Origin of the sequence: Nostoc sp. DedQUE07 (assembly GCF_034530975.2) — a bacterium.
Taxonomy (GTDB): domain Bacteria; phylum Cyanobacteriota; class Cyanobacteriia; order Cyanobacteriales; family Nostocaceae; genus Nostoc.
This window is the reverse complement of the sequence record NZ_JAVRCC020000017.1, coordinates 117,050-132,882: the sequence shown is the minus strand read 5'-3', so window position 1 is coordinate 132,882 and position 15,833 is coordinate 117,050. Positions and strand designations below refer to the sequence as shown.

Genomic DNA, 15,833 nt, shown 5'->3' with positions numbered 1-15,833 from the left:
TGGTGGATTAACATCGGAGCTTAATCGTAAGTGATTTACCGGACATGATATTACTTAAAACAAGAGCAAAAACATTGATAGGTATCTACTCAAATTCTCCAGTTTGTAGTTAGCGATCGCCTAAAAAATTTTTGTCATTTACATTCTTCTGCTTTTGTCAAATATCCGCAGATCGCGTTGTTCTACAATCCTGTTGCTGGCTCATTTGCAACAATCTTAAGAAAAATGTGACTAATGCATAGCAATTTTGAGAAAGGGATTTAGGCTCGAAACCCAAAGATATTTATTCCAAAATGAGATGCTCCCTCATGCTCAAAGATAAATGCTGGCTTTCCTCACAAGTTCCTCAAATTGTTTTGCTATAAATATAAATATAGTGCGAAAACCTTTAAGAGATTTAAAATTCAAAAGTCGCTAAACATAGTTGAGGGATTAGTCATTTTTGACAATCCAGCATCTGGAAACCCGAAACCGTAAAGACCAATTACCAATGAAATCGGAGGTCTATATGATGTTTAAAAAGATTCTAGTTGCATTAGATCGCTCGGAAATAGGGCAACAGGTTTTTGAGGAAGCATTAGATTTAGCAAAGTTAACACAAGCTAGCTTAATGTTACTTCATGTTCTGTCTTCTGAAGAAGAGGGTAGTCCTTATGTACCCATGCTGTCTAATATGGACTACTATCCAGGATTGACCAGTCAAAGCTTTGAGTTATACCAACAACAGTGGGATACCTTTAAAAATCTAGGAATCCAGATGTTGCAATCTTTCTGTGCCCAAGCAAACACAGCAGGTGTGACTACGGAATTTACACAAAATGTTGGTAATCCTGGTCGGATTATTTGTGATTTAGCCCATAGTTGTGACGCTGACCTAATTGTTATGGGGCGTCGGGGCCATTCTCGGCTGATGGAACTATTTCTCGGTAGTGTGAGTAACTACGTTCTGCACCATGCTCCTTGTTCAGTGCATGTTGTGCATCTTTCAGTTACTCCTAAAAGAGATGAAGTTGTCAAAGAAACTACAAGCACTTTCAGCGTTAACTAACTACTAAGCTATTCCACATTTAACTTGCATAATTAGGGTGGGCAAAATGGCGCGATCGCTACTTCTCTGCAAGAGGCCGCGTTAACGATAACGCTCAGTATGCTGCCTACCCCATAAAAGTTAGTTATCTCAATCAACGATCTCTGTAAATTGAATCTCCAACAAGCGATCGCTAACTACACTGTATTGGGCTAAAATTGAGCGTGGGCGTAGCTCGTCGTAGATTTATAGTAAAAAATAAAAAGTCAGCTACCCAAAATTAGAGTTGAGAGCGAAAAGTGGATCTATGAAAGAAGATACTATCGAGATCGCTGGTTTTCATGCTCATGTTTACTTCGATCCTGCGAGTCGAGATGTAGCTGCGCGTGTACGTGAAGGATTAGGCGCTAGGTTTGACGTGCAACTCGGACGCTGGTTTGACAAGCCCATCGGGCCCCATCCAAAAGCGATGTATCAAGTTGCTTTCTTACCGAATCAGTTTGAGAAAGTCGTTCCTTGGTTAATGCTCAATCGTGAGGGATTGGATATTCTCGTTCATCCTGAGACAGGGGATGCTGTGGCAGACCATGCAGTTCATTCCCTATGGTTAGGAGAAAAGCTAGATTTAAATATTGAGTTTCTTCAACAGCTTAGTCCGACTTTATCCAATTAAGAAAAGTAAACAACATTGTTGGGTAAAAGTTTTGCTTTGAGGCGTGAAACTTTTTCTATTGTGACTAATTCTGGTGAAGTTGAAAAAGTCCAATTTCCCAATAAATAAAGGTTTCAGCCTATGCGTAGGCGTTTTAGCAGTTTGCTGCAAGTGTAATAAAGGAAAAATAAGAATTGGTATTAAACCCTTAATTGCAGGTAACTGTTTATTAACACTTCGTTGAAAATAGAAATAAGACATCCGCTTTGCAGAATGCTATGCTGTAAATCAGCATTCTTAAAAAAAGGAATTTGTCTGATGAAAAACATCTCTGCAAAAGAAAAACTTGCAGGCATTTCCCTATTCGGCAAAGTTAATTTCAGAGTCACGAAGAAACAGATTTTATTTAGTACTCTTATTCTCTGCCTTGGTTTGCTGGGACTAGGTGGTTTCTGGTTTAAATCCAGATATAAATTTGATAATCAAATGAGTATAAAACTACAAGAATTATCTAATGTCGATTATCCAGCCAATCCTGCACCGTTAGGAAAAAATTTTAAAAGATATTCTAATCGAAAATTAATCCTGATTAAGAAAGATGATACGCATTTCGATTTCGTACTGGAAGCAACAGATAAAAACACGGCAAAAATAGTTATAAAAAATGTTGATTTAGAGCTATTGGTTCCCAAAGCACCTGAATGGGTTAAAAAAGATCGAGGTTTAGAAATAATCGCTTTTACAGATAGGGAGTGGAATAGGCAACAGATTAGTTTTCCTGCTAATTCAAAAAATATAGAAATTGTTGGAGGAGATGGTTTTGAAAAGCAAAATATTGTAGAGATAGCTTTGGCTAATAATTGCTTAAATGCCGGATTTTGGGAAATTTTACTTTTTACTAAAGAGGATAATAACAAAACCCTTTATTATCAAAGTTGGTTTACTTTCCCAATTGGACATTACAAAAATATTTTTGAAAAAATTAATAAGATTTCATATTGGCAGCATTGGTGGAAATTAGAACACTGGCAAGATCCGAGTGGCACAGTAGTCAAAACTAATCTTTTAAGAAATGTAATCGATCAAAAAGAAGTTGCTACTCAGTTCCCCCTTGATGAGAGGATAATTGTATCTGGAGAGCAAAGTAGAAAAGTTAGAACTACGCTAGCGACCAATATCACCAAATGGAGAGATTTTTACGACGTTAAAAATGAAGTTAAGTTTGCAAGTTTTCGAGCGCCAGGATTTTACGATCAAAATAAGCCTTGGGGCAATCAATACTGGAGAATAGGCAAATTTGATAAAGCGATTTTAAGGAATATTAAACCGATTGGCGTGGAACAAAATTTACAAGAAATTGAGTTAGGATTCACAGATACTAAGACGGGCGAACCAAATAAATTATTCATTAGTGGCATTAATCTGAAAACGCTTCCTCAATTGGCTGTAGCAGATTATCCTAAAGGCTTATATATGCCGATGGGAATTGGGATACCTCCTTTTTATCAAAGCTATGAAGAATTAACTAAAAATCATCCAGATGTCAGCCCCTATTTCAGTTTTTTACTAGATTCACAAGAGCGATGGATAGATCATCACCACTTAGCAGTTGATGGTTCAGTGATGCACCTTGATAAAGATAACCCAAATCTTTTGCATCTTTACTTGCTATCTTACGAAAGAAATACTTTAATAGCTCATTTTTTAATCGATTTAACATAGATATAGCTGTTCGGGAAGCCCGAAAATCATTAATGAAGTCGATTAATTTCAAATCACCTACTAGAACACAAGGCGCGATCGCTTTTCATTACTTTCTGGTTAGTCTGCAAATAATCATGTAGCAAATCGCAACCGCGTGCCAGTAATTTATCCAGTTGGATATCTGCTAAATCTCGGAAAATTACTGTGCTATTACCACTACCCGCAGCCAGAGTCTTGCCGTCATGGCTAAAACTGACGCTGGTTAACTCATCTTTATCGCCTTTCAAAGCAATCAGCAACGTTCCTTCTCGGTTCCAAATCCTCACTTTGTCATCACTGCTAGCTGCCAGAGTCTTGCCATCGGGGCTAAAACTGACACTGATAAAACTATCGCCATCGCCCGTGAGATTATTTAGCAACTCACCGTCTCGATTCCAAATCTTCACTGTGCTATCAATACTAACTGAGGCAATGCTTTGACCATCAGGCGACCAAGCAACCCCATTTACCCGGCGGCTATGACCAATTAATGTATATAGCAATTTACCCTCTATAGTCCAGATTTTCACGGTTTTATCATCACTGGCTGAGGCTAGCAACTTGCCATCTGGGCTAAAGCTTACCCAATTCACCGCTTCTTGATGTCCCTGCAAGGTATTGAGCAGTTTACCGTTGCGACTCCAAAGTTTTACTGTTTTATCTTTACTAGCCGAGGCAATTACTTGACCATCAGGCGACCAAGCTACACTCAAGACGGTATCATTATGACCTTGTAAGGTGTTGAGCAGTTTACCGTCACCACTCCAAAGCTTCACCGTTTTATCTTTACTAGCCGAGGCAATTACTTGACCATCGGGCGACCAAGCTACACCCCAAACTTGACCTTGATGCCCTGTGAATGTACGGAGTAGTTTACCGTCTCGACTGAAAAGTTTTACAGTTTTGTCTCGGCTTGCTGCTGCTAAGGTGCGATCGCCTGGGCTAAAACTAATGCTAGTTATCCAGTCATCATTATCGGCTTTGGGCTTTCGCAGTAATACATCGTCCCAATGCCAAAGTTTAATAGTTTTGTCCCGACTGGCGGAAGCAAGGGTGCGACCATCTGGGCTGAAGCTGACACTGTTAACCCAATTATTATGTCCCTTCAGGGTTCCCAGCAATACACCTTCAAAACTCCAGAGTTTGATTGTCTCATCGGTACTTGCAGAAGCGATCGTGTTACCATCGCGGCTAAAACTGACGCTGGTAACTCCAGCGCTATGCCCTGATAAGGTTCGCAGTAGCTTACCCTCCAAATTCCACAGCTTGATTGTCTGGTCTAAACTTGCAGATGCGATCGCTTTTCCATCGGGCGACCAAGCTACACTTTTGACTGCATCTTCATGTCCCTGCAAGGTTTTGAGCAGCTTACCATCGCGACTCCACAGTTTCGCCGTCTTATCAGCACTCCCAGAAACTAAGGTTTGACCATCATTTGACCAAGCGACACTCAAGACTGCACCATCATGTCCTTGCAAAGTTTTGAGCAGCTTACCATCCCGACTCCACAGTTTCACTGTTTTGTCTGTACTCGCTGAAGCAATAATCTGACCATCTGGGCTGAAACTCACACTATTCACCACACCCTGATGTCCTAATAAGGTTGCAAGCAATTCACCTTCTCGACTCCAAAGTTTTATCGTCTTGTCTTGACTGGCGGAAGCAACGATTTGACTATCTGGGCTAAAACTGACGCTATTAACTACATCTTCATGCCCCGACAAGGTTTTAACTAAGCTACCATCAGGACGCCAGAGTTTGATTGTAGTATCGGCACTGGCTGAGGCAATTAAAGAGCGATCGCTGCTAAATGTAGCACTATTGACGCCAGATAGATGCCCGTCCAAGCGATTATATTCTCTGACCCCTGAAACAGCTTGATAAAGCGCCGTCTGTACTTGTTCTCTTGTATAAGAATCTATCCAGACTGTTTGTTGTAATTTTCTCCCTGCCTTTAAAGCTTCTTTTAAAGCATCAATACCTTTTTGGGAGGCAAAGAGAGCTTCACTGGATGCACTGAGAGTTTTAATTTCGCTATCTACTGCTGTGACGATGGAAACACTTAATCCGAAGATGGCGAGAACAGAAGCAGTTAGGGCAATTTTCAGCGAACGATTTAATTGAGCTTCACTAAGTCTTTGTTTCTTTTGACTTTCTGCAAGTTTAGCTGTTAACTCTTTTTCTTTGAGTTCAGATCGTAATTGTTCAATTTCTAACTGACTTAATTCTTCTCGCTTGTGTAATTCTCGCAATTCCGTTAATAAGTCTAATCCCTGTTGGGGATGAGAATCTACCAATTTAGAACGCTGGTTATTTTGACTAAGTTCGCTTTTCAGTCGCTCAATCTCAGCTTGACTTTGTTCTACTTTGTAGCGCAACTGATTTAGTTGTACCTGTAAGCTCGATTCTTGTTGTTGCAGGTAGCGAATCAAGTCTACTAAATAATCGTGAATCAGTTGATAGCGTTCTGGTACATCAGGAAAGAGAACTACTAAACCGGAGCGCACTAAAATTTCTAATACTAAATCTAATTTGTCAGCATCTTCTAACTCTGCTAGCTGCGCTGCTAACTCAGCACGAGTCTTAAAAGGTCGATTGTTGCTTTCATCTGTTAATAAGTATAAGACGAGTAAAGCCGCTCGTTCATTTTCTGGGCCGCAGTCTTTAATCAGTTCCTTAATATATCGTTCGATAAGTTTGTTCGGTCTATATGGTTGATATTCTTCTAGGGTAGTAATGCGCTCATCTTGAATTTGCGCTCCCACAACTTGTAATTCAATGGGGCGGACTTCTCCAAATTCTGTTGATAAATCTTCGATTAAAGCATCAATTAAAGCGGGTTCTAAATTAAATTGCGATCGCTCTGTCAATTTGCGGATAATTGCTTTAGCATATTCTGGCGAAAAGTTATTCAACTGATAGCGGATATGCTTGTCAAGAATATTATTATTAATCGCTTCCAGTGCCGAGAGATGTTTAAAGTCTAATAACCGATGTAAATAATCTTCTCGCAAGGAAAGGATAACTTTAACAAAAGGTATATTCAGACAATCGCTAATAAATTTGTCAAACTCTTGTTTTTGATTGCGATCGCTATAACCAAAGAAAAATTCTTCAAACTGGTCAAAAATTAAAACTGTAATCAAATGGCGATCGGCATTTTCTTGGAGTTGTTGTAAAATGCTACCAATGGTGAACGATATGCCAGAGTAAGGCAAAGCTTCCGCTTCAATGGCTGCTTCTAGCTTAATATCAGCATAAATCGCCAGGGATGTATCACTAGACATCGCCTCACTTAAAGACTTTCCTAATTCCCGTGCCCAATCGGTATAAACTTGCAGTACCACAGGCACGGCTATTTGATCGCCAATGGCTCGATTTTGCAGTGCTGGAACTAAACCCGCCGTGACAGTGGAACTCTTACCCACCCCCGATGGGCCGTGAATCACCGTCAACTTTTGATCGGCGCGGCTAATTCTGCCAATTAAGTTATTAATATCACGCTCTCGACCAGAAGCCGCAATTTCTAAAGCAATGCTGCTACTTCCAGAAGGTGACATTAATGCTGGGTTTGTCGCTTGTCTTTGGGGTTGTAAGCGCCCTGCACCAATAAAAGCCCGAAAACCATACTGTTGCTCAACAGAACGCCGTTTCTGGCGAATGTAATAAGCTTCTAAATATCGCCCTTCTTCAAAGTAGAGCGATCGCAGTCTCCGCAATAAGCGAATATAACGATGGGCATCGTATTGATGGGCACTGCTTTCTAAGGCCGCTGGTAGTTCTTTTGTCGCCTTATCTAAGTATTCATGAGCGATTACTAGCTCACCTAAATTTCGCTGTGCTTTCGCCAAAACTAAATAGTAAATCTGCGCCAATAATAATGGAAATAAGCAGTTATAAGGGTCATTCTGTTTTTGCGCCTCACCTAATTTCAGCAGTGATACGTGTGCTAAGATACTCGCTTGTACCCACCGCGACTGCTGCACAGCCACTTGCGCCAGAAAACCGTAGTCACAAGCTAATTGGATTTGACTACCATAAGTTTGATGTAACTCCAGAGACTTTTGGGCAACTCTCTGCAATTCTTCCCACTCTTGCAGATATTGCAAAACCTCAGCAAGTTGATTAATAAATCCAGCAACTATATCTAAACGCCCAGCCACCTGCAAAATATTCAAGCACTGCTGAAAATAAGATTTAGCAGTGTACCAATGGCGGCGGTTTTCTATTTGATTTTGCTCTGCAAAACGGCAATAACACAGCCCAATATAAAACAGCAAAATTCCCTGTCGCAACAGTAGGGCAGATGGAGGATTAGGAGGGGTAGACGAAGAAAATACTTCTTCATCCCCCCCTGCTTCCCCTGCTTCCCCTGCTTCCCCTGCTCTTTTATCCTCTATTTCTACTAACTTCTGCCAAATTTGCAAGCTTTGCTGAAAATGGCTTAAACCTGTATTGATGCGATCGCTAATATAATTATCTAGACCAAAAACAAATTCTAAACTAGCGTGGAGTTCTGGCTCTAAGGTAATACCACGATTGTGCAATTCTCTAATGGCAAAGTGCAGTTCATAACTATGTTCCCAGACTTGCTCGACAGTGGAATAATGCTTTGCAAGTTGAGGAGGTTGGTGTTGTGCGGCATCGTTTGCTAACACTGTGGCAAATAAAGAGTCAGTTTCCTGTTGCAGAAATTGCAGCAGTGATTGAGTTGTCATTTCAAACCGAATCGGTGTCGCCGCCCAACTAGCAAAATCTGGTGCTAAACGGACTACCTTTTGCAACACTTCCTCATTCATCCAGACAATCATTGGAAATGGGTGGCGTTTGCGAAATTCATCCCGAATATGATTAATAGACCTCAGAAAATCGTCGAGTCCATCTACTGACTCTAAACCCAAAATCATCAACGCCGATGGCGGATTAGCTTCGGTTAGCAGTTGTAAATGAATACTTGTATAAAGACTTCTGGCATTATGCGGCAGAACTACCTTTTGAATGTGGTGTACTCCTGAAGAGAGTTCTTCGAGTCGTTGCAACATTTGCTCTTGCAAAACTTGATAATTGCAGCACACCAAAACTAGGGAAAATTGACCGCTAGAAAGGGTAATTGCTCTCCCCAAACTCCGCAAAGCACGCTCATTAGCTGCTCTGATATCTACTTGTGCGTGTCGTTCAACCATGATTTAAATTTTTCCGTCTCTGCTAAAACTGGGTTGACGGCAAACCAAGCTCCCTGATGATCGCGATATTCAAATACAAATAGACTTCGCAAGAGGGTGTGGTATTCTATATCACCTCTAACTCGTTGCTGTTGCACCACCTGAAAGATTAGTTCCCACTCATGGGGGTCGATAGCGTTGGCTCGGTAATCTCGCTGTCTTTGAATTACCAGTTCGACACATTCCCGCTCAAAGGGTGGATCTTGTTCTCGCAGACAGTCAAACAGTAAACCTAATAAGTCGCGTACATGACCACCACTCATCAGGCACAATCGATCTAAGGTTTCTAAACTATCAAACACCTCTGTAATTAAGCCTAACCGATCGCTAGGTAAAATGTCTGGAAAAGCTCTAGCTAGCACCATTTGCCGCATCATTGATAGCCCTTGGGGAAAAATCTCACCAGAGCGCAAACGCACAGGTATCATCGGTAACATTTTTGGGGCAACTCCACCCCCCAAACGATGCTGAAGTTCGGCGCTATCGTTGGAGAAAGTCAAGGCTAAAGGAATAGTATAGACTACATGACAATTCAGTTTGCGTAACTGTTCGCCACGCTGAATAAATAAATATTCTGGCAGCGATCGCCCCGATGGTAAAGGTCGAATTGCGACTCGATCCAAGTTATCAACAATTACCACTAATCCTTTTTTACTCCTAGCTTTCAATTCTTTGTTAGCAGGTTCTAGTAATTCTTGATTAATTGACTGTAAAATATTTGCGGTTCGCGGTTCTAAATAATCTCGTAAGCGCCGTCGCAATTGAGGACTTTCTTTTGTTTTCGCGGTAATTTTGGCAATTCCTACAGACAACTCTGCTTCTACCCCAACGTCAATTGGCGTCTGCAAGAAATCTACAACTTCACCAAACAACTTGCTAAAGTAGCGAGGCTTGAGCCTAATTTTCATCGCTTCTAGACTTTCACTCACCTGTCCAGCGATCGCTAACAAAATATCAGTCACATCCACATCAGCCATTTCTAAGACGTGGGTAGACTCAAAGTAAACTACATGAAATTGCTGCGCTTCTAACTCAGCTTTCAGGCGTAACAACTCCGTTGATTTTCCACAACCGAGATGTCCGGTAAATAGTTGACAGGTTGGTGTATCTGGCGATATTCTAGCGATCGTGCGCTGCAAAGCTTCGATAATTTTGCCACCCCGCACCGCAGCAAAATCAATATAGTACCTGCGATCGCTAGCGTTTCCTATAATTAGAGGTCTGCTCGGATTGCAAGCTTGATAAAATCTTTCTAAATCTAGGAGCATAACTAATCAAGTTCACTCAGAAATGGGGATACAAAAATTTACTAGTAGATAAATATATTGATTTTAGATAATTTATGCCTTATTTTAATCAAACTACTAACTAAACTAGCAGCATTCAGGATAATTGATTATATTTATGTTCGACCTAGCACATCTTAATCGTGATGTCTTAATTAAAGTAAGCAAAAATACTATTATAAGTACAAATAGCAAAAGTATCTAAGATTAAATAAGGTACTCTTATGAATATTAAAAATATCCAACACAAAAAAAGGTACTGTTAAGTACAATTTTGTCGCTCTCTTGAACCGATCGTCAGCTTGATTTATTAACAAGCTTTCGTTAATTTTACAAAAAAATAATCTACAATCCTTATAGCATATCGCTTTTAATAAAAACGTTGGTTAAGTCAACTTGAGTTCAGAGTCACTTTTTAACTAGATTTTGCTTCTCGTTCTGAAATCAGCACGATTTTATTGATGAAAATCATGATTTTGTTGATGAAAATATGATTTTGTTGATGAAAACTATAATTTTGTTGATGAAAATATGATTTTGTGAATGAAAATCATGATTTTGTAATGAAAATCATGATTTTGTTAATGACAGCCTTTGCATTCAGAGTGACGACCTCTGAAGTATTGACAACCAGTAATCTAAAGCCCCATTGAGTATAAAATTATCTTGTCATGTAGCTTGTCAGGCAAAATATGCTTGATCAGCGCTCCAATTTTGGCATCTTGTCCAACAAGATAGCGCGTCTTGGGTTTTTTTGCAGTCAGCGCGTGGACAACAACTTGAGCCACAATATCCGCAGAAATTCCCTTAGATGCGATAATCTGCATTTTCTGGCGGACAATATTCATCGCTTGTCCGTAGAGATGTTGTGCCGTTTCGGGTAAATCCTGCTGTGCTACTTCAGATTGACTTAGGGACTTGTCCCAAATTGGGGTAGCAATAGAACCAGGTTCAACAATTGAAACTGAGATTCCCCAAGGTCGTAACTCCATCCGCATCACATCAGTGAGTGCTTCCAAAGCAAATTTAGAAGCATTATAAGCGCCCAAAAACGGCGTAGGACTTCTACCAGCAATAGAACCCATATTGATAATTCGACCCCGACTTTGGCGTAGAAGACCAAGAAATGCTTGTGTCACAGCTAATTGTCCGGTGACATTAACCTGCATCTGGTGTTGAAATTCAGCGATCGCTAATAATTCTAACGGCCCGGGAACAGCAATGCCGGCATTATTCACTAAACCTAAAATTCCCACACCACCAACTGCATTTGTTACCGTATCAACCGCAGCTGCGATCGATTCAGCATCAGTAACATCTAAAAAAATCGGAATCAGCCTTTGCGACCCTTTCTGTTTCAGTGTTTGAGCATCAACATCTTGACGCACTCCAGCAAAAACAGAAAAGCCCAATTGGTCTAAAAGCAAAGCACACGCTTGACCAATTCCTGTTGAGGCTCCTGTAACCACTACTGTACGTTGATTTTCTACAACCATTAATTTTCTTTGATGATAGAACTGCCGTAATTACGAATTACGAACTACGAATTACGAATTACGAATTAGTATCAATCTTTGCAAGTGCCAGCACGAAGGCAATCTTCGGTTTGGTCATCTCTAGCCGATATTTGCCACGGCAAGATGCGTAACTGAGCATTTGTACGGTAAGCAATTAGAGCAGCTATTGTGGGATACTTGTTTTTAACAATTGCCACGTCGCTACTAGAAGTATTGCCTAGCCCAACATTGTATAAATAAACAGGCAATGCCATCAGGGCAATGCAAATTATCCGGTTCATACCCAACCTCAGCTAACAATTTCCGATTACCATCTGTATAGATGCCACCTAGATGAACCGGATTTTTAAAACTGAGTATTAAATGTTGATGTTGTGCTAATTTACTCAGCGCAGTGGTCTGTCAAGTTGAAATTGATGGGTAAGCTAGTTCGTAGTAGGGACTTTAGTCCTTCATTCTCTAAATACTCAAGTGCTTACTACAAAGTTATCAAAACCAATAAGACAGACTACTAACCGCAGAGACATGATTTCTAATTTATCGGTTCCACCCTTTTTTATTTTAGGTTAGGCATTGCCTACAAGATGTCTTCCTACTAACTTATGCAGATGCAAACCCAAAAAACAGGACAAAAAACCCACAGCACCCAAAAACATATCTTAGTAGCTGCATTCCCCAGATAAAATAATGAAGAGTGCTGAGTCAGCAAAATGGTCGATGACCGAAAAAAAGATACAATCCCCTAAATTTATTTATGGCATTGTTAATTTTGAATTTTGAATTTTCAATTCGGAGCGAAGCGAAGTGACGCCTTCACAAGACGTAGATACTGTAAACGTTCCTAACCTCGACCCAGAAGGATATGGCAATTCAGACACCGACCCTCTTGATGAGTTGCCTGGTGAAGTCGAAATGTCCCTTTTCGACCATCTAGAAGAGTTGCGACAACGGATTTTCTATTCGTTGATTGCCGTAGCAGTAGGCATTATTGGCTGTTTCTTTGCCGTTAAGCCGATTGTCCAGTTACTTGAGGTTCCAGCACAAGGAGTAAAATTTCTCCAACTTGCACCTGGAGAATATTTCTTTGTCTCCCTGAAAGTTGCCGCTTACACTGGCATCGTACTTACTAGTCCTTTCATTCTTTACCAAATTATCCAGTTTGTGCTTCCAGGACTGACTCGCCGCGAACGCCGTTTATTGGGGCCTGTGGTTTTGGGTTCGAGTGTGCTATTTGGAGCAGGTTTAGTATTTGCCTATTTACTTCTTATCCCCGCAGCCTTGAAATTCTTCATTAGCTACGGAGCAGATGTAGTCGAACAACTTTGGTCAATTGATAAATATTTTGAATTTGTGCTGCTACTGTTATTCAGCACAGGTTTAGCATTTCAAATTCCGATTATTCAACTGTTGCTCGGTAATTTGAATATTGTCTCATCAGAACGAATGGTTTCTGGTTGGCGTTACGTGATTATGGGAGCAGTGGTTTTAGGAGCCGTCCTCACACCTTCTACTGACCCCTTGACTCAAAGTCTTTTAGCAGGAGCAGTTTTAGGGCTTTATTTCGGCGGTGTGGGACTAGTGAAGCTTACAGGTAAATAACGATTTGCAATAGGTTATGGATGAAAGTGAATAAGTTTTAATACCAATTCTCTAAAATGAAGCAACACATTCAAACCCCGAAAGCCAGACCATATCTGACTTTCTTAATTACGAATTACGAATTACGAATTACGAATTACGAATTGGTATAAGGAGGACTACGAAGACAGACATCTGATGAAAAGGATATTTATAGGTTATTTATTAGGGTTGACATTATTAACCGCTTGTAGCGAAGCAGCCACAGATAGGCTTACACAAGAACTACGAACTGTCAAATCATGGACAGCTACAAGTAAAATGGTTGCTGATGCTTGGGTACGAGGTGCTGTGCCAAAAGTCTATGCGAAACAAACACTCAAGAAAGCACAGCAAGAGTTGCAAACAGAAACCGACAACATAGCCGAGATAGAATCATCTACAGCAATTCCCCAGCCTTACAAGTTAGAACTTTTAGGTCATATTAAACGGTTAGCAAAAATCACAGAGCAAATGTCAACCGCAGTTGAACAAGAAAATTATTCTGTAGTGGCACAAAGTATTAAGGATTTATCGCTAGAAGGACGAACCCTAGACTCGCAACTACCACAGCAGAACAAACCATGAAGAAAGTTTTGGAAATTGCGCTGGGGATTGTGACTAGTATAGGTGGCTTCTTAGATGTGGGTGCGATCGCTACAGCAGCAGAGGCCGGATCTATTTTCGGCTTTCAACTAATTTGGGCGATTATCCTGGGTACAATTTGTGTGATTTTTTTGGTAGAAATGTCTGGGCGGTTAGCAGCAGTTAGCAAACATACTTTAGCTGCTGCGGTACGCGAACGTTTTGGGTTTAATTTTTATATTATTCCACTGATTGCAGAAGTCGTAGTTGATTTTCTAGTGTTAGCAGCTGAAATTGGTGGTGTTTGCATTGCCTTACAACTGCTAACGGGTATTAGTTTTCAGTGGTATGCTTTACCCGTTGCCTTTGCAATTTGGTTGCTAATTTGGTACGGCAACTTTGGCATTATTGAAAATGGTATTTCCGTATTAGGGTTGGTGACACTAGTTTTTGTTGTCGCTACTTTTAAGTTGCATCCATCTCTAACACAACTTGGTAGTGGTTTGTTGCCAACTCTGCCACAACAAGATACTGCTCATTATTTATATCTTGGAGTTGGCATTTTGGGTGCTTTGATTAGCCCCTATTTATTTTACTTTTACTCATCTGGGGCAGTAGAAGATAAATGGGATGAAGGGTATATCGGTGTAAATCGCGCAGTTGCCGGTTTAGGAATGAGTTTTGGTAGCATTGTATCGCTAGGAGTGCTGATTGTGTCAGCACTCGTACTCAAACCCAAAGGCGTTGAGGTAGATAGCTACGAACAAGCAGCGTTGATGTTGACAGAAACTTTTGGTTACTGGGGCTTTGTACTATTTGCTGCATCCTTGGGTATTGCTTGCTTTGGCGCAGCACTGGAAGTGACTCTCGACACAGCCTATATTGTTGCTCAGACCTTTGGTTGGAATTGGGGCGAAAATCTCAAGCCAAAAGATGCCGCACGCTTTAGTTTGGTCTACACTGTGTTTGTCTTTCTCGCTTCTTTATTAATGGTATTTGGAATTGACCCGTTGCAATTGACTTTGTTTTCAATGGCGATTACAGCAGTGATTTTGCCACCTGTGATTGTGCCATTTTTAGTATTGATGAACGATGAATTATATATTGGCAAGTATCGCAACGGTTGGATAAGTAATAGTGTTGTGATCTTTACAATTGTGCTGACATTCGTGTTAGCGATCGTTGCGATTCCACTAGAAATTCTTGGAGGGTGATCGCTGGTGGGCGTTTACGTTAATAATCAACTGGAAGTGATAGAAAATGAACATTATTAGAGATGTACTTGATAACCAATTAGTTGACAGCGATCGGCGCCATCTGGGCAAAGTCGATGGAATTGTCATAGAGTTGCGCGATGGAGAACCGCCACGACTCACTTATATCGAAACTGGTATGACAACTCTTGCACGACGTATTCATCCACGTTTAGGCAGGTGGGTAGCAGCAATTGAAAGTAGTTGGGGTGCTAAACAAAGTGAACCCTTTAGAATTCCGTGGTCAAAAGTGCGGGATGTTGGTATTGATGTTGAAGTCGAGATTGAAGCTGACCAAACTCCAGCATTAGCTTATGAAAAATGGCTTCAGAAACACATTATTGGCCGAATTCCAGGGGCAGAACATGGCAAGTGAAATTCATCTGGAACTGCTACTAGGGAAACAAGTATTGGATTCAACTGGCAAACCCGCCGGACGCATTGAAGAAGTACATGCCCAACAGCAAGGTGAAGAATGGGTTATTCAAGAATATCTGATTGGAACCACTGCTATCTTAGAAAGACTATCGGCTTGGGCAATTGGGTTGAGAATCTTACACTTCCTTGGGGCGCACAAGATCCACAGTGGCTATACAATATCTTGGGAGCAGCTAGATTTGACTGACCCTGAAAAGCCTCGTTTGCTCTGTACTTTAGATGATTTAAAAGCATTAGAGACTTCCAAAAAATAAAAATCCAACGTATGTTTGACTGCTCTGGCTATCGAGCAATTTAACGAGAGATGAGGGCTATGGGACTTGCGATCGTCAGCAAATAGCCTTGGAGAATATTTCTCGCTAGTGGGCTAACTTCAGGTTTTGTATCTGTAAGTTCCTTTGGAAGTTGAGGTTTAAGAAGAATTTCAAATGTTGAGATAAAAGCCATTAGCTTTTTCCTTGAAGAGGTGTATTTTTTCTTACCTTACCAATAG

13 protein-coding genes are annotated in these 15,833 nt (G+C 40.7%); 8 read left to right on the top strand and 5 right to left on the bottom strand.

Going from position 1 to position 15,833, the window contains the following annotated elements:
- The first annotated feature begins 511 nt into the window (after positions 1–511).
- The 3 genes from RMZ95_RS15710 to RMZ95_RS15700 all read left to right on the top strand — a co-directional run bounded on the left by RMZ95_RS15710 (position 512) and on the right by RMZ95_RS15700 (position 3,401).
- Positions 512–1,048, top strand: a complete 537-nt coding sequence (locus RMZ95_RS15710; protein WP_322675248.1) for a universal stress protein — start codon at positions 512–514, stop codon at positions 1,046–1,048.
- Positions 1,049–1,334: 286 nt separating this feature from the next.
- Entirely contained in the window at positions 1,335–1,700 is a 366-nt protein-coding gene (locus RMZ95_RS15705) for a DOPA 4,5-dioxygenase family protein (RefSeq protein ID WP_322682748.1), read from the top strand.
- 297 nt (positions 1,701–1,997) lie between these two features.
- Positions 1,998–3,401 (top strand): hypothetical protein, encoded by a 1,404-nt coding sequence (locus tag RMZ95_RS15700; protein ID WP_322682747.1) that lies wholly within the window; start codon positions 1,998–2,000, stop codon positions 3,399–3,401.
- 53 nt (positions 3,402–3,454) lie between these two features.
- On the opposite strand, the gene RMZ95_RS15695 is transcribed toward RMZ95_RS15700, so the two are convergent.
- The 4 genes from RMZ95_RS15695 to RMZ95_RS15680 all read right to left on the bottom strand — a co-directional run bounded on the left by RMZ95_RS15695 (position 3,455) and on the right by RMZ95_RS15680 (position 11,728).
- Positions 3,455–8,605, bottom strand: a complete 5,151-nt coding sequence (locus tag RMZ95_RS15695) for an eIF2A-related protein (protein ID WP_322682746.1) — start codon at positions 8,603–8,605, stop codon at positions 3,455–3,457.
- Positions 8,581–9,912 carry a P-loop NTPase fold protein gene (locus tag RMZ95_RS15690; protein WP_322675225.1) on the bottom strand — a complete coding sequence of 444 codons (1,332 nt, stop codon included), beginning with the start codon at positions 9,910–9,912 and terminating at the stop codon, positions 8,581–8,583. The genes RMZ95_RS15695 and RMZ95_RS15690 overlap by 25 nt, the downstream gene beginning before the upstream one ends.
- Positions 9,913–10,568: 656 nt before the next feature.
- A complete protein-coding gene (locus tag RMZ95_RS15685; protein ID WP_322675224.1) occupies positions 10,569–11,426 on the bottom strand; it encodes an SDR family oxidoreductase in 858 nt (285 codons plus the stop codon).
- A gap of 71 nt (positions 11,427–11,497) precedes the next feature.
- Positions 11,498–11,728 (bottom strand): hypothetical protein, encoded by a 231-nt coding sequence (locus RMZ95_RS15680; protein WP_322675223.1) that lies wholly within the window; start codon positions 11,726–11,728, stop codon positions 11,498–11,500.
- Positions 11,729–12,251: 523 nt separating this feature from the next.
- On the opposite strand from RMZ95_RS15680, the gene tatC reads away from it, so the two are divergent.
- The 5 genes from tatC (at position 12,252) to RMZ95_RS15655 (ending at position 15,594) form a co-directional block, all read left to right on the top strand.
- Positions 12,252–13,046: a twin-arginine translocase subunit TatC gene (tatC, locus tag RMZ95_RS15675; protein ID WP_322673130.1), complete on the top strand. Its 795-nt coding sequence runs from the start codon at positions 12,252–12,254 to the stop codon at positions 13,044–13,046.
- A gap of 177 nt (positions 13,047–13,223) precedes the next feature.
- Complete coding sequence (locus RMZ95_RS15670) at positions 13,224–13,652, top strand: hypothetical protein (protein ID WP_322682745.1); 429 nt, start codon at positions 13,224–13,226, stop codon at positions 13,650–13,652.
- Entirely contained in the window at positions 13,649–14,863 is a 1,215-nt protein-coding gene (locus RMZ95_RS15665; protein WP_322682744.1) for an Nramp family divalent metal transporter, read from the top strand. Before RMZ95_RS15670 ends, RMZ95_RS15665 begins: the two co-directional genes overlap by 4 nt.
- A gap of 46 nt (positions 14,864–14,909) precedes the next feature.
- A complete protein-coding gene (locus RMZ95_RS15660; protein WP_322673127.1) occupies positions 14,910–15,278 on the top strand; it encodes a hypothetical protein in 369 nt (122 codons plus the stop codon).
- Positions 15,268–15,594, top strand: a complete 327-nt coding sequence (locus RMZ95_RS15655) for a hypothetical protein (protein WP_322682743.1) — start codon at positions 15,268–15,270, stop codon at positions 15,592–15,594. The genes RMZ95_RS15660 and RMZ95_RS15655 overlap by 11 nt, the downstream gene beginning before the upstream one ends.
- A 40-nt stretch (positions 15,595–15,634) precedes the next feature.
- Here RMZ95_RS15655 and RMZ95_RS15650 read toward each other — a convergent pair whose 3' ends face one another.
- Entirely contained in the window at positions 15,635–15,787 is a 153-nt protein-coding gene (locus RMZ95_RS15650) for a hypothetical protein (RefSeq protein WP_322682742.1), read from the bottom strand.
- Between the last annotated feature and the right edge of the window lie 46 nt (positions 15,788–15,833).